The organism is Prevotella sp. TCVGH, assembly GCF_023522295.1.
GTDB lineage: Bacteria > Bacteroidota > Bacteroidia > Bacteroidales > Bacteroidaceae > Prevotella > Prevotella timonensis.
Map to the genome: position 1 here is coordinate 13,003 of NZ_QFFX01000032.1, position 20,086 is coordinate 33,088.

11 protein-coding genes are annotated in these 20,086 nt (G+C 46.1%); 6 read left to right on the forward strand and 5 right to left on the reverse strand.

Annotated elements, in window-relative coordinates; genetic code table 11:
• Positions 1-14 precede the first annotated feature (14 nt).
• The 3 genes from DEM91_RS07435 to DEM91_RS07445 form a co-directional block, all read right to left on the reverse strand.
• Positions 15-2,147 carry a glycoside hydrolase family 97 protein gene (locus DEM91_RS07435; RefSeq protein ID WP_249858477.1) on the reverse strand — a complete coding sequence of 711 codons (2,133 nt, stop codon included), beginning with the start codon at positions 2,145-2,147 and terminating at the stop codon, positions 15-17.
• Between the two features lie 69 nt (positions 2,148-2,216).
• On the reverse strand, positions 2,217-4,922 hold the full coding sequence (locus tag DEM91_RS07440; RefSeq protein ID WP_249858478.1) for a 4-alpha-glucanotransferase: 2,706 nt from the start codon (positions 4,920-4,922) through the stop codon (positions 2,217-2,219).
• Between the two features lie 681 nt (positions 4,923-5,603).
• Positions 5,604-6,467, reverse strand: a complete 864-nt coding sequence (locus tag DEM91_RS07445) for a helix-turn-helix domain-containing protein (protein ID WP_249858479.1) — start codon at positions 6,465-6,467, stop codon at positions 5,604-5,606.
• A 409-nt stretch (positions 6,468-6,876) separates the two neighbouring features.
• On the opposite strand from DEM91_RS07445, the gene DEM91_RS07450 reads away from it, so the two are divergent.
• Positions 6,877-7,056: a hypothetical protein gene (locus DEM91_RS07450; protein WP_249858480.1), complete on the forward strand. Its 180-nt coding sequence runs from the start codon at positions 6,877-6,879 to the stop codon at positions 7,054-7,056.
• 30 nt (positions 7,057-7,086) lie between these two features.
• Positions 7,087-8,856 carry a hypothetical protein gene (locus DEM91_RS07455; protein ID WP_249858481.1) on the forward strand — a complete coding sequence of 590 codons (1,770 nt, stop codon included), beginning with the start codon at positions 7,087-7,089 and terminating at the stop codon, positions 8,854-8,856.
• Positions 8,857-9,113: 257 nt separating this feature from the next.
• On the opposite strand, the gene DEM91_RS07460 is transcribed toward DEM91_RS07455, so the two are convergent.
• Both DEM91_RS07460 and DEM91_RS07465 read right to left on the reverse strand, forming a co-directional pair.
• Positions 9,114-10,430, reverse strand: a complete 1,317-nt coding sequence (locus tag DEM91_RS07460) for an SLC45 family MFS transporter (RefSeq protein ID WP_249858482.1) — start codon at positions 10,428-10,430, stop codon at positions 9,114-9,116.
• Between the two features lie 318 nt (positions 10,431-10,748).
• Positions 10,749-11,774 (reverse strand): LacI family DNA-binding transcriptional regulator, encoded by a 1,026-nt coding sequence (locus tag DEM91_RS07465; RefSeq protein ID WP_103002436.1) that lies wholly within the window; start codon positions 11,772-11,774, stop codon positions 10,749-10,751.
• A 332-nt stretch (positions 11,775-12,106) separates the two neighbouring features.
• Here DEM91_RS07465 and DEM91_RS07470 point away from each other — a divergent pair, with 332 nt between their 5' ends.
• The 4 genes from DEM91_RS07470 (at position 12,107) to DEM91_RS07485 (ending at position 20,042) form a co-directional block, all read left to right on the forward strand.
• On the forward strand, positions 12,107-15,106 hold the full coding sequence (locus tag DEM91_RS07470; protein WP_249858483.1) for a SusC/RagA family TonB-linked outer membrane protein: 3,000 nt from the start codon (positions 12,107-12,109) through the stop codon (positions 15,104-15,106).
• Positions 15,107-15,119: 13 nt separating this feature from the next.
• On the forward strand, positions 15,120-16,739 hold the full coding sequence (locus DEM91_RS07475) for a RagB/SusD family nutrient uptake outer membrane protein (protein ID WP_195252518.1): 1,620 nt from the start codon (positions 15,120-15,122) through the stop codon (positions 16,737-16,739).
• Positions 16,740-16,760: 21 nt separating this feature from the next.
• Positions 16,761-18,350 carry a SusF/SusE family outer membrane protein gene (locus tag DEM91_RS07480; RefSeq protein WP_195252519.1) on the forward strand — a complete coding sequence of 530 codons (1,590 nt, stop codon included), beginning with the start codon at positions 16,761-16,763 and terminating at the stop codon, positions 18,348-18,350.
• A gap of 105 nt (positions 18,351-18,455) precedes the next feature.
• Positions 18,456-20,042 carry an alpha-amylase family glycosyl hydrolase gene (locus DEM91_RS07485; protein WP_249858484.1) on the forward strand — a complete coding sequence of 529 codons (1,587 nt, stop codon included), beginning with the start codon at positions 18,456-18,458 and terminating at the stop codon, positions 20,040-20,042.
• Positions 20,043-20,086: the final 44 nt, after the last annotated feature.

Below are 20,086 nucleotides of genomic sequence, written 5' to 3' on the forward strand. Positions count from 1 at the left end.
AAGGGTGTTATTGATTATTGTGCCATGAGCGAAACGGCAAATCCGCCACCGCTGGCTTGATTGATTTTCAATACGTCTCCACGCTTCACGGTTTTGTGCGTGATGACATATGCTTGTGGATTGTGGTCGTAATGGGCATTTTTAGCATCGGCATAAATCGTGCACTTGTACTTCTTACCCTTGTCGAGGAAGTCGAGTTTGATGACACTCTTGTGTCCGTTCTCGTCGCATTTGCCCCCGATAAACCAGTTGTCCGTGCCTTTTGCCTTGCGAGCCACGGTGATATAGTCGCCAGGTTCAGCCTCCAAATACTTGCTGTCGTCCCAGTCAACAGCCACATCTCGTATGAATTGGAACGCATCATCGTACTTCTCGTAGTGTTCGGGCAAGTCGGCAGCCATTTGCAGTGGGCTGTACATGGTGACATATAGTGCCAACTGTCCTGCCAAGGTGGAGTGTACAAAGCTGGTATTGTTGCTCCATTCTGACAGTTTCGTTACAAAAATACCCGGCGTGTAGTCCATCGGTCCGCCTTGTAAGCGAGTAAAGGGCAGGATAGTGGTATGGTCTGGATTGTTTCCTCCAAAGGCTTCGTACTCTCCACCTCTCGCACTTTCGTTGCCAACCATGTTAGGCCATGTGCGGCATAAGCCTGTTGGGCGTGTCGCTTCGTGCGCATTCACCATGATATGGTGCTTGGCGGCTTGCTTCACCACATACATATAATGGTCGTTCATGGATTGCGAGAAGTGGTGGTCGCCACGAGGAATGATGTCACCTACATATCCTGTCTTCACGGCATCATATCCATATTGGTTCATGAGATTGAAAGCTTTTTCCAAATGTCGTTCATAATTCACCGCACTGGATGATGTCTCGTGGTGCATCAAGAGTTTTACGCCTTTGGAATGGGCATACTCGTTGAGTCCCTTCAGGTCGAAATCGGGGTAAGGAGTAACGAAGTCGAACACGTCTTGCTTCCAATGGTTCGCCCAATCTTCCCAACCTACGTTCCATCCCTCCACCAAGACTTGGTCCAATCCGTTCTTGGCAGCGAAGTCGATGTATCGCTTCACCTTGTCTGTGTTAGCTGCATGGCGTCCGTTTGGCTTCGCTTTGCTCCAGTCTATTTGGTCGAGTTTGATAGACGGGAACTCGTCGGTGTAGTTCCATGCGCTTTTGCCAACAATCATTTCCCACCACACACCGCAGTATTTTGTGGGATGAATCCAACTCGTGTCTTCTATCTTACACGGCTCGTTGAGGTTCAGTATGAGGTTGCTCGACAACATATCGCGTGCGTCATCACTCACCATTACCGTTCTCCAAGGACTCTTACAAGGGGTTTGCATGCACCCTTTGGCACCGTATGCGTCTGGGGTGAGCCAGCTTTCAAACGTCATGGTCTTATCGTCTAAGTTGAGGTGCATGGTAGAATAGTCCACACAAGCTGCCTCGTGGATGTTGATGTACAGCCCATCTTGGCTTTTCATTTGCAGCGAGGTCTGCACGCCTGTTGGCGAGAACACTGCCACCGACGAGTTTCCCCAGTTCACAGCATCATGAAAACGACCTCTGATTTCAGAGAGTTTGCTTTGTTGTGTCTTTTGTTCTTGCGTGTCATAGTCGCCCGGAATCCACCATGCCGTATGGTCGCCAGCCATGGCAAACTGCGTATGTTCTTCCTTAATGAGGAAATAGGTCAAGCTGTCTTGCTGCGGAAATTCATAGCGCAATCCCATTCCCTCGTTGTAAACACGGAACCGAACAATGATATTGCGCTCAGAAGAGGCTTGATGCAACGTTACCGCCAATTCGTTATAATGATTTCTGATGGTTGTGGTCTCCCCCCAAACGGGTTTCCATGTCTCGTCAAAGGTGGATGTCTGCGTGTCTTTAATCGTAAACCCATTCATCAAGTCGGTTTCCCTAAGCCCCTTGGAGGCGTGTTTGTCCTTCATGAGTTCCAAGCCCAAGCGCGACGGTTTCACCACAGCTTTGCCTTTGTAAGTCATGGAATAGGTGGGTACGCCATTGCCTTGCAGACTAAAGTTGACGCTTACATTGCCATTGGGTGATTTGACTACTTGTGCCAACAATGCCATTGGCAGCATAAAAAACAAAAGGATGAGGTTGATTTTCTTCATGATGTTGTGATTGAAAAGTATGCCACAAGGGCGCAAACCCTTGTGGCTATAGGTGTGAGGGGTAGGGTGTTAGACCCTTCCCGACTGTGAGTTCAGTTCACATAGATTGCTCACCAAGCTGTTGTCGGTCAGCATGTCTTCTATGTTCAGATGCATCCGATAACGCCAATAATGCTTGGGATTGGCAGGAATGTTGATGCGTTCGGCGTTGGCATCGTCCAGTCGGAGCCGTTCGTCCATGGACAACCAGTCTTGTATGGACAGGATGCAGAGCATGGAGGGCGATGCCAAGTGTTGCCAAATGATGTCGCGAGCCAACCAACCCGGCAGTGGGTGAGGGGCAGGTCCTTCCTTTCCAAGCATGGTGTTGTAATAATGCTGTGTGCGTGGGTAGTCTTCGTCCCACCATTGGCGCAGCGTTGGCATATCGTGTGAGGATATGGTAGCCACACTTCTGTATGGGTTGCGGGGCAAATAGCCAAAAGTTACCTTTGGGTCTTTGGGCATCGACTGCACCTCGAGACTGAGGATGCGCAGCTCGTTCATCACCCATGCCACGCAATCGGGCACCATTCCCAAGTCTTCGGCACACACCAACATGCGGGTAGCCTGTACCAATTTAGGCAATTTCTTCATCGCCTCGTGATACCAGAACTGGTTGTTGCGGCGATAGTAGTACTCGTTGTACAAACGGTTGAACGCCTGTTTGTCCACATCCCACAGACTTTCGTAAATGAAGTTGAATTGTGCCGTGATGCGTGGGTGGAACAGATGTGGGTTCTTCTTGTCACGAACAAACAACACATTGTTGGCAAGTGCATACAGTCCGTCGCGTATCCATGTGTTCTTCTCGTCCATCTCTTGCCCCTCGAAGGCTGCTTCAATCTTACGCTCGGTATTGAAATGCTCGTTCAATTCAAACACGTCGTCGTGAATATGGTTGAGGTATTTGGCGATGACCTCTTCACGATGTTCGCCAAACACTCTGTCGATAACCCAGTTGCGGACGTAAGGCTTTGTAAACAAATCTTCTTGGAAGTTGAGTCCGTAGGATGCTATCTCCTCGCGCGACATACCCAGCGAGGGCGAAAACTGACCGCACAAGCCGTTGACACAGCTAATAGGTATTTCCCAAATGCGGAAGAATCCCAATACGTGGTCGATGCGGTAAGCGTCGAAGAACTCCGCCATGTTCTTGAAACGGCGTTCCCACCATGCGCATCCGTCTTTCAACATCTCATCCCAGTTGTAGGTGGGGAATCCCCAATTCTGTCCGTTGACGGAGAAATCATCGGGTGGCGCACCAGCCTGTCCGTCCATGTTGAAGTATTTGGGTTCTACCCAAACGTCGCAGCCGTGACGACTCACACCAATCGGCACGTCGCCTTTGAGTACGATGCGCTTGCTTTGCGCATAGGCGTGCGCCTCTTTCATCTGGGTGTATAGCACAAACTGCACGAAGTAGTAGAACGCTACTTGTTGATATGCCTTGTTGCTTGGGGTGCTTAACGCCTTGCGGTCTGCCTCGTTCCATGCGTGGTGGTCGGGCCATTGTGTTGCGTCTGCCGTGCTATATTGGTCGCGCAGGTAGCAGAACTGTGCATAAGGTACCAGCCAGCGATCGCTCTTTTCGAAGAACGCTTTGTACGCCTTGGTGCCCATGGTGCGTTTGCCCTCTTGCTTGAAGAGTAGCTGTAAGAAATCTATCTTGCTTCTCATCACGCGTACATAGTCTATCTGTGGCAGGCAGTTCAGCTCATCTTGCAGTGCGTCAAATTGCGCTTGCTGTGCCTTGTCATTGAGTTTGGGCAATTGGCGCAAGTCGCAATAGAGCGGATGCAACGCAAACACGCTGATGCAGCTGTAAGGGTAAGAGTCGGTGTAGGTGTAGGTGGCTGTGGTGTCGTTGATGGGTAACAACTGAAGGACGTGCTGTCCGGTGGCTTCCACAAAGTCGATCATTGCCTTGAGGTCGCCAAAGTCGCCCACGCCAAAGCTGCCTTTGCTGCGTAGTGAGAATACGGGAACCAATGTTCCAGCCACCTTTGTGTTGGGCATGGGCATGAAAGCCTGATCCAAGTGGTACACTACCACGTCGCCACGGTTGAGCTTGGGTACGTCAATGGTGCGGTTGAAGCACGGTTCCCACATGGGTTCGTTCGTGGGAAGGCTATACGACAGGGCAGCAAACTTTAGTTCTATGTGCTGCTCGCTCAGTGTTTCAGCGTCCACGTCCACCACCCATTCGTTGTGCTGGTGCTGGGTCATGGGCAGTGCTTTGCTGATGTTCCACTCGCCCAATGTCTCGGTGTCGCCCGACAGCACTAAATATTGGTCGGGCTTGAGTTGTGGAGAACGTACGATGATACGCACCGTCTTGTCGTAAGCCGTGGGCTGCAGAGCTTGCAATGTGCTGCGGTGAAGGCAGTCGGTGAAAGCCGAAGAGTACAGATACGAGTCTTCTGGTATCTGCATCCAATGGTCGTACACATGGTATTGCTTCGCTTTGGCTGCCGTGAGGTCAAGGCGGTGGGTAAGAGTGGTCCATTCCTTGCGCGTTACCTTTCCGTCACATTCTACCGAGTAGTAGTAGCAAAGGGAATTTTGCGCTTCAGTGGCAGACAGCTTGAGGTCGCACTGCCAGTGCAGTCCGTCGGTGGTGTACATTCTATAGGGAGTATAAAGCCCATCTGCAGGCTGACCATCATTCACTACATTCAAGATGAGGTCTTCCCCAAATACCGTTTTGTATTCAATGTTAAATAATAGATTCATAGACTAAGGGTTAGTAGTTGTTCGACTGTCAATAAGTCGCTTATCTGCAAATTTATAAAGAATAGGTAGGGGGTCGCTGCCTTGTAGAGATAAAATTGTAAGAAATATTGCGCAAACGTTTGCGCTTCCTCTCTTTATTATGAATGCACAGGGTAGGCGAGTACCTGTGATTTTGTCCTGATTTTTCCTTTTCAGAAAGTTGAGAAATAGATTTTGGAACGGTTACAGAGGTACCCTTTTCGTCTCGTTTTTACTCCTCTCGGCGCTTAACCCATTACTTTAGTCGCGCTATCTTGTGTGAATAAGGGTACAAAGTGGTGCAAATAAACCTGTTAAGTCAATGCTTTAGTCCCATTGAAGCATTGAGTTAGTTCCACTTCACTATGCAAATTTTGGGTTAAGACGCTGATATACGGATAAATACAAAAATTGCTTATTTGCGACCAAAAGGGCAGTTGTTGGCAAATATGCGAGTATTGATACCCGATGTAAAATATTTTCTTATTGCACACCTCATCCTTTCTCCACCATACAGGGAGGATACAATACTCTTCTAAGCAGGGAAAAGTGATCGACAGACGTGAATGCTGGGCTGTTCTATGGTTGTCCTTTCCTTGCAGCGGGTAGTACCATTGTTAGAAATAGTCATATCTCACTTCGTTCAACGGTACACCACGGTAATTATAAGGCGTGCTTTGGGGTTACTTTGCCGCTTCTTATTTCGTTTGGAGTGCCTTCGAGTGTCTCCTTGCAGAATGTGGACATACGTTGCACCGACGAGAACTTAAACTGATTGGCTATCTCCTCTAACGTGTCATTGGTGTTGCGTAGGGCTTTGAATAGTGCCTCGCCTTTAACTTTGTTCACCCAAGTTTTGGGTGGTTCGCCAAAACACGTTTTGAAGTGGCGAATGAAGGTAGGTCTGCTCATACACACCTTTTCAGCCATTTCGTCAACGGAGGGATAGGTGCCCGACATACCCATGATGGTTTCTTGAAACGATAAATTCACTCGAAACAGTGGAGCCAAAAACGACGCCAGGGTGTCGGTAGGATAATAGGCTTGCATCACCGCTGTAAATTCGCGTTGCTTAATGAGTTGAATATCGCAGCACAGCAGTTTGTCTACGATATAGTCGGCTGTTTGGCGAGCCAGCACTTGGACAGGTTTTATCATGTCAATCGCAAATAACCAGTCGTCGCGTTTCGGTGCGTTGCTAATCTTTTCGTCGCTAAGAATGCTTCGGCAAAATCTAAATTTGCTGTCAATGAAGTAAAGAACTAAAAGTGTACTGTCTTCGAGAAAGCTTATAGAGTTATTGATGCCCGCAGGCATCGGAAACATTTGGTTGGTTTGTACGGTGAAACTTGGAAACTGTTTGCCTTCTACGTGCATGCAACCTTCTAACAAAAAGATCATGGCTGTACGCGAAGGATCTGTATGCGTGGTGACTCCTTTCTGCTCCTTCAAAACCCTAAAGCCTGTAGGGCTGTTATTCCTATAATGTTCGCACATCAGGTGCTTATTCAAGTAGTAAACGTGCATAGGCAGTTTGTATGTTTTATAATTTTGTTGTGAATTTATAAAAAATGTGCGACATATGTTGCAAATATTAAGAAAAGTTATAAATTAAAGAATTGTTTTAAAATAAATTAAGAACTTTTTCCATATAAATGTTCATTTATGCGGTTCGCTCCACCTATTATATTGCGTGCCTCTATTTTCACACTTTTTTGTCAATTTCATTTTAGTACTATCAATATTGAGCAAAATAAAGATTGAAACAAAACGATAATTTTTTGAAATAATTTGTTATGCGCCCTTATTATAAAGATGCCTAATTTTGCAAACACAAGTAATATAGAAGAATTATACCGAAAAAAACAAGAGATAAGATAACGAATCATAAAATAATAAGAATCAACTAATCAACTAAAACGAGGAGTATTTATGTATGAAGAAAGAATATGTAAGTCCAAGGGTGGATATTATTTACACAAAAATGGAAGATGCGTTGCTGGCAGGATCTGAAGGTGATGGTAAAACACCACCGATTGGTGCTAAAGCCTACGGCGGTGATTTAGACGACTTCACAGATGAACCTTTTTGGAATGATGAAAATAGATGGAAATAACTTATAACAAACGATTAAAAACAAACGATTATGAAGACTAAAACAATAAAAGGTGTTTTTACTTTGATAGCCATCAGCTTGCTGGGCTTTCTGACAGGCTGCTCTGAGAATGATGTGCTGAACGAAGTACACGGAGCCGCAGCCGACCAAACTTCGAGTGTCATATCTGGAACGGGATCCTTTGACACCGATGAGGTGGATGCCATGTTCAACACGACTCCAGAGACGAGAGCAACATTCCATTACAATAGCCAAAAGAAGTTGAGCTACAGCTGGAAAAAGGGTGAAAGAATACCTGTGTTCATGTGCTACAAGCAAGGCAACAAGCAGAAAGTGGTAGAAGATGAGGTATATGCGGTGAATGGATACAACATAAAGTTCAAGATAAATATACCTGCTGACTTCGACCGGAGACGTGGCGACCTGTATATGGGAGCTGTCATGGGCAAGCAGCCAGGCGTGAACAACGGCGCATGGGCAAGCGGCGTGACGGCTGACGGAAAGGTCAAGATAGAGACTTCACATACAGCAGATGCAACATCAGACCAGTTTAACCTGCCTTTCTATGCTCCTCTGACCAAAGTCAAAACGCATGGCGACATCAGTCTTAATTTCAAAGCACTCGGTAGTTGGCTGGTTGTGACGATGAACGTGCAGAAAGACATCAATCCCGATTTCTTGGTGGTAAACTCTGATGTGGTGTCCACCAATGGCTCATTCGACCTGTTCTCCTCTGAGGATGGAGTGGCAGCATGGCAACCAGAAGCTACGACGCAGCAGAACATCAGGTTTGATGTGAAAAACTTTCAGGTAAGGGCAAAGCAAGAGAGCAAGCCATTTACAGTGTGGTTTATGCCCATTCTTAACAAGAAATCACAACAGCCTACTACAGTGAGTCTTCAAACAAAGGCTACCTACTCAAGCAAAATGCTTCAATATTCTAAAAAAGTCTTTGACAAAAACGAACAATTAAAGAATAACAAGGTTTACTATGTTGACATTACTGAAAAAGTTTGTGACAAAGGCTTGGTGATTACACAGTTCTGGTCAACACGAAAGAGCAGATATTGCAATCGCAACGTTCTTCAGATTACCAATATCAGCGATCATGAAATCAGTTTGGAGGGTTATTACCTCGTTCGCTCTGTATTTGGTAGCGCTGAAACGCCTTCTGGCGTGATTGACTTGGGTAAATTGGAAGAAAACAACGCACAATTCTTGTACAATCATCGCCAAAAGAAAGTACTGCCAAGTGGTGCTTCGCTCCTGATTACTGGCTTTAATAGAAGAGTTGCTGAAGGTGCTTTCGATTACTGTGAAGACGAAATTTATCAAATAGCACTCCTTGGAGAAAATGAAAATCTGCTGCGACAGTTTGTACCACAAGGGAATCGTGACCGCTGTGGCAGAGAGTCGAACTGCCACTTCTGCAACGCTTACTTCCTGACCTTTAACGGTACAGATATCTCTTTGTCAAAGCCAAACGACATTGTGGATAACTTTGGACGTGACGCTTGTGGCAGAATTTACAACTTCCAGTTCTGCAACCGTACCTATTATCGTATACCTTATTGTTATATCTATATGGGCGAGCAAGGTCTTGGTGGCGAAGCTACTCATCTCTATAAGCCAGAGAGACGAATAAGATATAATTATGACCCGTACACGTACTCGTACTGGGGACCGATGGAGATCTTTAGCACATGTGCCTGGAGACTTGAATATGAGACCAAGGTTACATCTTTAGGCTTTTGGGGAAAATTGGGTGACAGACCCATGCTCAGAAATAACATGTATTAATGATACAGAGTTCGCAACTGCGAAGAGGTGTCAGACATTGATGAATATAAAACAACTACTTATTATATAAGGTGCATTTGGCTCAAGACTGCAACGGTTTGTTGGTTTGAGGCAAGATATGCACAAGGCTGGATTCCATGCGAGGAGTCCAGCCTTTAATTTTTTTATCATCATCTATCAATCAAGTCTTTGTTTCTAACACAGACTGAAGGGAGAGGCGAGAGAAATTAGAAAGCGTTAGTGGCTTTGCAAATTCATCAATCTTTGACATCTTTGATTAACGATACAGCAGCTGCACCAAACAATAATGAGATGCCCGCAACAACCATCATGTGGCTTTGTACCGACCCCACCATACTGAGGAGTGTGCCTCCTATTACCGCAGCAATGATTTGCGGGATACAGATGGTACCATTGAACAAACCGAGATAAGCGCCCATGTGTCCATAACCTTGTAAGGCATTGGTGACAAAGGTAAAGGGCATGGCTAACATCGCTGCCCACGCACAGCCAATGAGCAGGAAGGGAATGAACAATAAATACTGGTCGTGTATCACTGTACAAGCAGCAAAACCTATGGCTCCCAATACTAAACTGAGGGCGTAGGCAGTTTTTCGACTACCGAGTTTGGGCAATAGCGGTGCCCATAACACAGAGCCAATGGCTTGTACGGCAAACAATACGCCCACCCAGTTGCCAGCTTCTTGAGCTCCCTCACTCGCCATGTCGGTGGTGCCCCACACGTTGGCTGCTACGGTACCATGCGTATAGGTCCACATGTACATAAAGGCTATCCAGCTGAAGAACTGCACGACACCAACCTTCCAAAAGGTAGAAGGAGCGTGTTTGAGTAGGGTGATCCAGTTTTCTTTCTGTTCTACATCAACTTTCAAGCTACCATTGTATTGCTCATATTCCTTCGGAGGCCACTCCCTTACCTTGGAAACAGTGTAGCCAACACAGAGAATCAGGATGCCTGCACCAACAATAAAACTGTAGATGACCGAGTCGGGGACCACACCCTTGGGGGCTGTATTAGCGATGCCCAACAGTGCGAAAAAGAATGGAAACAGGTAACCCACAAGAGAACCTGCATTGCACAGCAGACTTTGGATGGAATACGCCTTAGCTTTCTGTTTTTCGTTCACCATATCACCCACGAGCATCTTAAAGGGTTGCATCGCCATATTGATAGAGGTGTCGAGGAACATGAGCATGACAAGTCCGAAAATCATTGCTACCGATGCCGTCATGCCGAATGAGCCAGACTGTGGGAGCAGGCACATCACCAGTACCGCAGCCGCAGCTCCGATGAATAAGTAGGGGATGCGACGCCCATAGCGTGTCCATGTTCGATCCGAAAGCGTGCCGATAATGGGTTGCACTACGATTCCCATGAGGGGAGGTAAAATCCAAAAATAACTAAGATTGTGTGGGTCCGCACCTAATGTGGCAAAGATGCGTGAGATGTTTGCACTCTGCAGCGCATACGCAATCTGTACACCGAAAAATCCGAAACTTAAATTCCAAAGATTCCAAAAGCTCATGTCGGGCTTTCTTTTTAATTCATTCATATAGTTTTTTAGTTTATGAGTTTTTAGTTTATGAGTGATTAGTTTACGAGTTTACAAGTTGATAGTATTTTTGGTTACGAGTGATTAGTTTACGAGTAATTAGTTTACGAGTTTACGAGTTGATAGTTTTTTAGTCGGTTGTTGATAACTTATCAATTAATGTGTTGTTGAGATTCGTTTTATTAACCATTAACTTGTCAACTCGTCCACTTGTGAAATTGTCCACTATCAGTCCATTAACTTGTCCACTTGTGAACTTGTCCACTATCAGTCCATTAACTTGTTAACTCGTCAACTTGTCCACTCGTCAACTAAACATTACCTTGTTGTTCCTCTAATAATGAGTTTTGTCCTTACAATCCTCTTTTCAACTTTGTCGGGAGGCAGCAAGCCTTCTACTTTGGAGATGAGAATGTTAGCCGCTTCTTCGCCTACTCGGACACCACGTTGCTCTACGGTAGTGAGCATGGGGTCACAAGCCTTGGAACGGTCGCCATTGGTAAAACCACAAATGGAAATATCTTCAGGAATGTGGTAACCCATGCGCTTAGCCGCATAGAGTATGCCGACAGCCGTATCATCATTTACTGCAAAGAAAGCATCAGGAATCTCTTCTTGTTGCAACAGTTCGGGGGTCAGCACTTCGGCATCCTCTCTATTGTCACAGATTCGAAGAAAGTTCTCGTTTACTTTGAGTCCATTCTTGAGGAGGGCATCACGGTAACCGTTGTATCTGTTTTTGGAAATCTCTAAAGTCATGGGCGAACTATAACAAGCAATTCGTCGACATCCCGTATTGATAAGGTGGGTTACTGCATTGTAAGCGCCCATATAGTCATCTACTACGACACGGGAACAGTTAATGCCCGTACAGATGCGGTCATAGAAAACCAGTGGCATGTGATGATCGATAAGTTTTTTGAAGTGCTCATACTTGACTGTATCTTTGGCTTGAGAAACAATCACCCCGCACACCCGATTCTTATAGAAGTCTTGACAAATCCTCACTTCTCGTTCATAACGTTCATTGCTTTGTGCTACCATGATGCGATAGCCGTGTGTGGTAGCCTCTTCCTCAATACCCGAGAGAATACTCGAAAAGTAAAAATGAGAGAGTTGCGGCACAATAACTCCAATCACCTTTAGTGGTTTGACACGACTGTTTCGTAGTGATTCAGCAATCACGTTGGGATAGAAATGATGTTCGCGCGCGTAAGCTTGTATCTTCTCGCGTTGTTCTTTGCTGATACGAGGATTATCTTTGAGTGCACGTGAAACCGTAGCCACTGAGACTCCCAATGCTTGCGCAATGTCTTTCATTGTGATGGGCAACGATGTTTCCATTTAGGTTGTTATTAGTTTTGCAAATGTATGTAAAACAAAAGAATGCTCAAAACGTCTTTATCATTTTATAAAGATGACGAACATGCAAACGTTTGCATTGCAAATATAGTGAATTTTGCACTTAAAAAGAACAATGACAGTTAAAGAAAACTAACTTTGCAGCATGAGGAGAAACTAACCATGAGTCATAACGACCTACTAACCACCCTCAAAAGGAATTCCTGACATGCTGAATGAAGACACCCATCAAGCCTTTTAATAGCTAATAGCTGTTGGGGATATTGACCTAAGAAACTCTAAATTTATTATTATATTAACTTAAAACTAAAAAAATGAAGCAGGTAAAATTTTCATTACCGCTGAGAATGCTCACACTCATCTGTGTGTTGTTCATTTCAGCAAGTGCCTTTGCGCAGCAGATTGCCGTGAAAGGACATGTGAAGGATGAAACCGGCGAACCCATTATTGGTGCCACTATTCGAGTAGCGGGACAAACGGGAGGTACGGTGACAGACTTTGACGGAAACTTCACCATTAATGCCAACACGGGCGACATGATCTCTGTTAGTTACATTGGTTACGATGTCTTCGAGGCACCAGCAGCTGCCAAGATGGTCGTTACTCTTAAAGAAGCCAAAGGTGAATCTATCAATGAAGTGGTAGTAATTGGCTATGGACGAGTGAAGAAAAACGACCTGACGGGTAGTGTTACTGCCTTGAATGCAGAAAAAATGGTAAAAGGAGCTGTTACCTCTGCCACCGATATGTTGGTAGGTAAGGCTGCTGGTGTGAGTGTTATCACTGACGGTGGTGCACCAGGTGCTGGTGCAACGATACGTATTCGTGGCGGTTCGTCTATGTCAGCGTCCAACAATCCGTTGGTAGTGATTGACGGTGTACCCGTAGACGATGGCGGCATCAACGGTATGGCAAATCCCTTGAGTACCGTTCACCCTGATGATATTGCTACCATGACTATCTTGAAAGATGCGTCGGCAACAGCTATCTATGGTTCGCGTGCATCAAATGGTGTGATTCTTATCACTACCAAAAAAGGTAAGGCAGGTGGTATCCAAGTTGGATATAGTGGTTCTGTGAAGGTAAGCACCCATGCCAAAGAGGTGGACGTAATGTCGGCAGACGACTTCAAACGTTTTGTTATCTCCAAGTTTGGCGAGCAAAGCATGCAAGCCAAGGCTCTTGGTACGAGCGATACCAACTGGCAGAAGGAAGTGCTACGCACATCGGTTAGTACCGACCACAACATCAACGTGTCGGGTGCAGTGGCTAATTTGCCTTACCGTGTGTCGTTGGGCTACACGAATGAAAATGGTATTGTGAAGACATCTAATATGGAACGCTTCACAGGTGCGATCAACTTGAGTCCGCAACTCTTTGACAAACACCTCAGCATACAGTTGAATCTCAAGGGTATCTATAACACCAACCGCTTTGCAGACCTTGCCTCCTTGGGTATGGCAACACAGTACGACCCCACACAGCCCATCTATATGAAAGGGTCTGAATATGGTAACGGTTATTTCATGTATCTCAATGATAAGGGAAAACCTGTTGACATTGGCTTGGCTAACCCTGTATCCATCCTCACGGATAAGAGCGACAAGACAAAGGTGTACCGCAGCATCGGCAACGCACAGTTCGATTATAAGTTCCATTTCTTACCCGACTTGCGTGCGAACCTCAACTTGGGATATGATGTTTCTAAGGGAACGGGCGACGTAATAACCGTAGATAACTCTCCTATGTCGTGGACGTGGGGCAATTTCAAGAAAGGATTTGGCGAGAATAGCAGCTTCTGGCAGCTCAAACGGAATACGCTGTTGGAATTTTATATGAACTACACCAAGACCTTTGGCGCACACTTCATTGATGCCATGGCAGGTTATTCGTGGCAACATTTCTATCGTTCGGAATGGACGAAGTATCCCTATTCAGAGGCTAAGGCAAAGGAATATGGCACAGAGTTCTACAAAGGCGAAGACGATATCATTACCGAGAACTACCTTGTGTCGTTCTTTGGACGTGTGAACTACACCTTATTAGATCGTTATCTCTTGACTTTCACATTGCGTAATGATGGTTCTTCACGCTTCAACAAGGACAATCGCTGGGGCGTATTCCCATCGGCAGCATTGGCTTGGCGTATCAACGAGGAGGATTTCTTGAAAGACACACGCTGGCTTGATGACTTGAAACTTCGTTTGGGTTACGGTGTGACGGGTCAGCAGAACCTCAATAGTGGCGATTATCCCTACATGGCACGCTACGCTTACTCACAGCCTGGAGCCAATTACTACTTCGGTGACAAGCGCGTACAGCTCATCGCACCATTGGCTTACGACGAGAATTTGAAGTGGGAAGAGACCACAACCTACAACGCCGGTCTCGACTTTGGCTTCTTCAAAGGCGTGCTCTCGGGTACATTGGATTTCTATTATCGTCAGACTAACAACTTGTTGAACACTGTTACGGCACCAGCTGGTACCAACTTCAGCAATGAGTTGCTTACCAATGTCGGCACATTAGAAAATAAAGGTGTAGAACTCTCGTTGACAGCTCACCCTATCACAACCAAGGATTTCCAATGGACATTGGGTTACAACGTGTCGTACAATAAGAATACCATCACCAAGCTGACGTTTAACGACGACCCCAAATATAAGGGCGTGATACATGGTGGCATTGATGGCGCGACAGGCTACAACATTCAAATCAACTCTGTTAACAAGCCATACAACTCATTCTATGTATTTGAGCAGATGTATGACGAGAAGGGTACTCCTATTGAAGGGGCTTATGTAGACCAGAATAACGACAATAAGATTGATGAGGGCGACCTTATTCCTTACAAGAAATCGGCTCCCGATGTCTACATGGGTTTGACATCGCAAATGAATTACAAGAACTGGGATTTATCGTTTGCCCTTCGCTCGAGCATTGGCAACTATGTGTACAACAACACACAGTCTAACCGTGAGGCATGGGACGGTTCGCAGATGTACGACCAGACAGGCTTCTTAAAGAACCGCTTGAACTCTGCCACCAACAAGAACTTCCATGTAGGGCAGTATCGCAGCAGCTACTATGTGCAGAAAGCTGACTTTGTTCGCATGGACAACATCTCGCTCGGTTACACATTCAACAAGCTGTTCAATGATAAACAGTCCGCTCGTCTGTACTTCACCGTGCAAAACCCATTTGTCATTACCAACTACAGCGGCATTGACCCTGAAATCAGCGGTGAGGGTATAGACAAAAATATCTATCCGAGACCTATTTCGTTTATGTTTGGTTTCAATTTAAAATTCTAAATAGCAACTCAAAATGAAAAAATATCATATTAAAAAGTCATTGTTCTTGCTCTTGTCAGGAGCATTGTTAGGAATGACCTCCTGTGTAGGAGACTTGGATACCGAACCGTTGGACAAGGATGAATTAGTGTCTAATGTAGTGTTCAAGGACGACATCAACGCTTATACCCAGAGCCTCGCCAAGATTTATGCGGGCATGGTGATAGGTGGAAACAAAGGTGGAGACGCCGAGCAAGACGTCAAAGGAATCGATGGAGGCTCGCAGGCTTCTTTCATACGTGTGCTGTGGAACATGCAGGAACTGGCATCCGATATGGCTCACTGTGCATGGAACGACCCTGGAATTCCTGGCTTCAACCACCTTTCTTGGGATTCTTCAAGCCCATGGATCAAGGGTTCGTATTATCGATTGGCTTACCAAATCAACTTGGCGAATGCTTTCCTGCGTGAAACCACCGATGACAAACTGAGTAGTCGTGGTTGTAACGAGCAGGTTAAGCAAACGGTAAAGGAGTATAGAGCTGAGGCTCGATTCCTGCGTGCGCTCACCTACATGTACGCCCTTGACCTGTATCGCAACTATCCCTTCTTTGATGAGAATAGTACAATAGGTAGCGAACGTCCACAACAAATTATGAAGGACGACCTTTATAAATATGTGGAGAAAGAATTACTTGAATGCGAGAAGGACCTTGCTGCTCCCGCTGTTGGTTGGAACAAGAATTATGGCAACGCCAACAAGGCTGCCGCTTGGGCTGCTCTGTCGCGTTTGTACCTCAATGCAGAGACCTACGTGGGGCAAAAGAAGTACACCGAGTGCATCACTTATAGTAAGAAAATCATTGCAGCTGGCTACGAATTGGAATCCAACTATGCTGACATGTTCAAGGCGGACAATGATCATTCCAAGGAAATGATTTTCCCACTTCGCTACGAAGGTGCTGAAACCATGACTTGGGGAGGTATGACCGCTCTGTTGTGTTGGGGTTCTGCACAATTCCAAGAAGAGACTAATGCCAAGGGAGCTTGGCAAGGAGTACGTGCCAAGTCGTCATTGCTCAAGTTGTTTACCAACGAGAAAAAGCATGAAGAAGACACACGCTTTGCTATGCTACGTTTGGATGGAACCAAGAACGTGGAAATTGTCAATGAGGCAGATTTTAAGGACAATGGCATTCCTGTAACCAAATTCTGTAATCTTAATAAGGATGGCAGCAAGCCTGCATCTTCTGAAGCTTATGTGGACTTCCCATTGTTCCGTTTGGGCGAAATTTATCTGAACTTGGCAGAGGCTGTTCTCCGTGGAGGAACAGGGGCAACCAAGAACGAAGCCATGAACTATTTGAACGAATTGCGCAAACGCGCCTATAAGGATAAGACCGTGGCTCCAATTGATGACAACAACTTCACACTGAAATTCTTGCTTGATGAGCGCGGACGTGAGCTCTTCTTCGAGGCACAACGCCGCACCGACCTCGTGCGCTTTGGTAAGTACACTTCCGCTGATTACCTATGGCCCTGGAAAGGTGGCGTGGCTGAAGGCAAAGGGGTGAATGACAAATACAAGATATTCCCCTTACCTTCTGACGACATTGGCTCGAACCAGAACTTGAAACAGAATGATGGTTATTAATGGATTAAAACAAGATAGATCATGAAACTAAAAAATATATTATTCCTTGCCGCTGGTTTCTTGGCAATGACATCGTGCTCTGACGATATCACCACGCCAGTGCTTAAGTTACAGCAGGCTGCGAAACTCAATGCTGTCAATCCAGCTGAGATAACCTTTACGCAGGAAAATAGTGGCAAAGCGTTTCCCGACATTAGCTGGGAAAAAGCCAATTACGGCAAAGGTGCGGTGGTAAAGTACACCGTAACCATTACCAATAATGAGAACAAAAAGAGTATCGTGGCAGGTGATACAGAGAACGCTAAACTCTCTTTCACCAATGAGGCGATGAACTCGCTGTTGGCGAAGATAGGTGCCTATCCTGGTCACACCTATGACTTTACCGTGTCGCTCAAGTCTTCGGCATTCGAAACGTTGACCGATGATGCGCAGAACACTGTCAACTTCAAGGCTACACCTTACGACCCCAACGCTGTGGACATTGACTGGAATTATGCTTATGTGGCAGTGGGCTATCCCGAATGGGATTATTCTAAGGCTTATCTCCTTGGCGATCCTGATGGTGACGGCACTTACAAAGGTTGGATACAGTTTGACGACGAGTGTTCTTTTGCTGTTGTGGATGGCAAAGACGTTACTAAGGTACTCGCGAAAGACCTGAAGGTTGATGCAGACCACAAAGGATTTGTGGAGGTGACGCTCATGCCCGACGGCAATGTGACTATCGGAAAGCCCTGCGAGTGGGGTATGATTGGAGCTGCCACATCTGGCGGGTGGACCAAAGATACCAAGATGGAATACGACAAAGACACCCGTATGTGGACGGCGGTAACACCGTTGACCGATAAGGAATTTAAGTTCCGTGCCAATGAAGGATGGGATATCAATTATGGTAGTGACAAAAACAATCCAAGCGTTTTGGCACAAGGTGGCGAAAACCTCAAGGTGGCTAAAACACACGCATACATCGTGAAGCTCAACTTGACTACTGCTGGCAAGTACACCTACACCATGGAAGAGACCGACATCGAACTCTCGAGTGCCGAGCTTTCAGTGCCTGGCTCTTATCAAGGTTGGAACCCGACCGCTGAAACTGCTTATCGACTCAAATCGGAGAGCCGCGACTTCCAATACACGGGCATCTATTACTATCCTGCCAACACCGAGTTCAAACTCTATGATGACGGCAAATGGCTGGGAAGCGTAGGTGAAGTGAAATGGAACAAGGACAAGACTAAGGCAGAGTTTGCTCTTGGCGATGGTGCCAACATCAAGTTCACCGAAGGTGGCTGGTATCGCATTACTGCCAACACCAAGAAGATGGTTGCCTCCGTTGCCAAGACAGGATGGGAGATTATCGGATCTGCTACCCCCGATGGATGGGACAAGGGACAGCTGATGACCTACAACCCAGAAACCAAGAAGTGGTCTATCACTATAAAAATGGTGGACGGTGAGTATAAGTTCCGTTGGGATGCATCATGGGAAAAGAACTTCGGTGGCGTCTTCACAGGTCTTACCGAAGGTGGCGACAACATCAAGATTGCTGCAGGTACTTACCTCATCGAGCTTGACCCCGAAGCCAAAACTGCTACCGTAACAGAGCAATAATTTGTTACGAGAGTAGAAGAATGAACATAAAAGGCGCACTCTCACATGTAGACAGTGCGCCTTTTTTACCAAATACATATTTATCACTACTAACAAATAATGACAATGAAACATATATACACCTTACTATTATTGTTGCTGGCACTCGCTGGCAACGTTCATGCCCAAGGTTGGCCCAAGGATTACAAGGGCGTGATGCTGCAAGGCTTTTATTGGGACAGTTACCAAGACACGCAATGGAGCCATTTGGAAAACCAGGCAGACGAGCTGTCCAAATATTTTTCACTCATTTGGGTGCCTCAGTCGGGGTATTGCAACACGCTGCAAAACCAAATGGGCTATGCGCCTATATGGTGGTTTAGGCACGATAGCGCATTTGGCAGCGAAACTGAACTGCGCAAGATGATTAAGACCTTCAAAGACAAAGGCACTGGCATCATTGAGGATGTGGTCATTAACCACCGCAACGGCAACACCAATTGGTGCGACTTTCCCGAGGAGACATGGAAAGGGCAAACCATGCACTGGTCGCTTGCCGATATTTGTAAAGGGGATGACCAAGGCGAGACAGAAAAGCATGGCTATGCGTTGACAGGCAACAACGACACGGGCGACGACTTCAATGGCGCACGCGACATCGACCACACCTCTGTGAATGCCCAAAAGAACATCATGGCATATCTTGATTTCTTGTTGAATGATTTGGGGTACACAGGTTTCCGTTATGATATGGTGAAAGGCTTTGCAGCTAAATATATTGGTAAGTACAATACATCAGCCAAACCTAAATTCTCGGTTGGCGAGTATTGGGACAACACAGGCAACATCAAGAAATGGATTAACGGCACCAAGGTAGATGATGTTCCTACCTCTGCCGCCTTCGATTTCGACATGAAGTATCGTATTTTTGAGGCTTTTAGTTCTGATGGCGACTGGTCAAAACTCAATGGCGAGTGTCTGGCAAGAGATTCATATTACAAGCAATATGCTGTAACGTTTGTCGACAATCATGATACAGGTCGCACCGATGGACACGGTAGCAGTCCACTGTTTGCCAACATCGAGGCTGCCAATGCTTATATCCTCGCCATGCCAGGCACGCCTTGCGTGTTCCTGCCACATTGGCTTCAATACAAAACTGCCATCAAGCGGATGATTGCTACCCGCCGTGCCGTAGGCATCAGCAACACCAGCGATATTTTGCAAGCCGAAGCCAAACACGATGGCTTTGTGCTGAAAGTAAAAGGTAGCAAAGGCGAATTGTTGCTGATACTGGGGACAACGACAGACGCTAATACGCAAGGCATGAAGTTAGCGACATCGGGCGACAACTATAAAATGTATGTCAGCAATGCCGTCAACATTGATGAGGTAACAAGCATCAAGGAAGAGCAAGCTACATTCCATGCACCTTCGTTTTGTGTGGTAAACGATGGAGAGACCTGTGCTTTCTTTGAAAAGCCAAAAGACTGGAGTTCTGACATCATGTGCTGGGCATGGAATGATGCAGGCAACTTTACCGGCGGCAGTTGGCCTGGCGTGGCATGCACCAAGGTGGGTGTCACTGACACTGGTAACGAGGTGTGGAAGTGGACGTGGAACGGTAACTTCACCAACGGCTCTGCCGAGGGACAAGTGCCTACAGGTATTATCTTCAACTATTGCTGTCCGGTAAAACTCAAAAGAGCATAAATATCCTCCCCGAAGCCCAGTAAAATTGGACTTCGGGGTTTATT

What these genes read in the sequence shown, in the direction of transcription:
- DEM91_RS07435 (WP_249858477.1), bottom strand. Translation starts at nt 2,147, where the DNA reads ATGAAGAAAATCAACCTCATCCTTTTGTTTTTTATGCTGCCAATGGCA.
- DEM91_RS07440 (WP_249858478.1), bottom strand. Translation starts at nt 4,922, where the DNA reads ATGAATCTATTATTTAACATTGAATACAAAACGGTATTTGGGGAAGAC.
- DEM91_RS07445 (WP_249858479.1), bottom strand. Translation starts at nt 6,467, where the DNA reads ATGCACGTTTACTACTTGAATAAGCACCTGATGTGCGAACATTATAGG.
- DEM91_RS07450 (WP_249858480.1), top strand. Translation starts at nt 6,877, where the DNA reads ATGAAGAAAGAATATGTAAGTCCAAGGGTGGATATTATTTACACAAAA.
- DEM91_RS07455 (WP_249858481.1), top strand. Translation starts at nt 7,087, where the DNA reads ATGAAGACTAAAACAATAAAAGGTGTTTTTACTTTGATAGCCATCAGC.
- DEM91_RS07460 (WP_249858482.1), bottom strand. Translation starts at nt 10,430, where the DNA reads ATGAATGAATTAAAAAGAAAGCCCGACATGAGCTTTTGGAATCTTTGG.
- DEM91_RS07465 (WP_103002436.1), bottom strand. Translation starts at nt 11,774, where the DNA reads ATGGAAACATCGTTGCCCATCACAATGAAAGACATTGCGCAAGCATTG.
- DEM91_RS07470 (WP_249858483.1), top strand. Translation starts at nt 12,107, where the DNA reads ATGAAGCAGGTAAAATTTTCATTACCGCTGAGAATGCTCACACTCATC.
- DEM91_RS07475 (WP_195252518.1), top strand. Translation starts at nt 15,120, where the DNA reads ATGAAAAAATATCATATTAAAAAGTCATTGTTCTTGCTCTTGTCAGGA.
- DEM91_RS07480 (WP_195252519.1), top strand. Translation starts at nt 16,761, where the DNA reads ATGAAACTAAAAAATATATTATTCCTTGCCGCTGGTTTCTTGGCAATG.
- DEM91_RS07485 (WP_249858484.1), top strand. Translation starts at nt 18,456, where the DNA reads ATGAAACATATATACACCTTACTATTATTGTTGCTGGCACTCGCTGGC.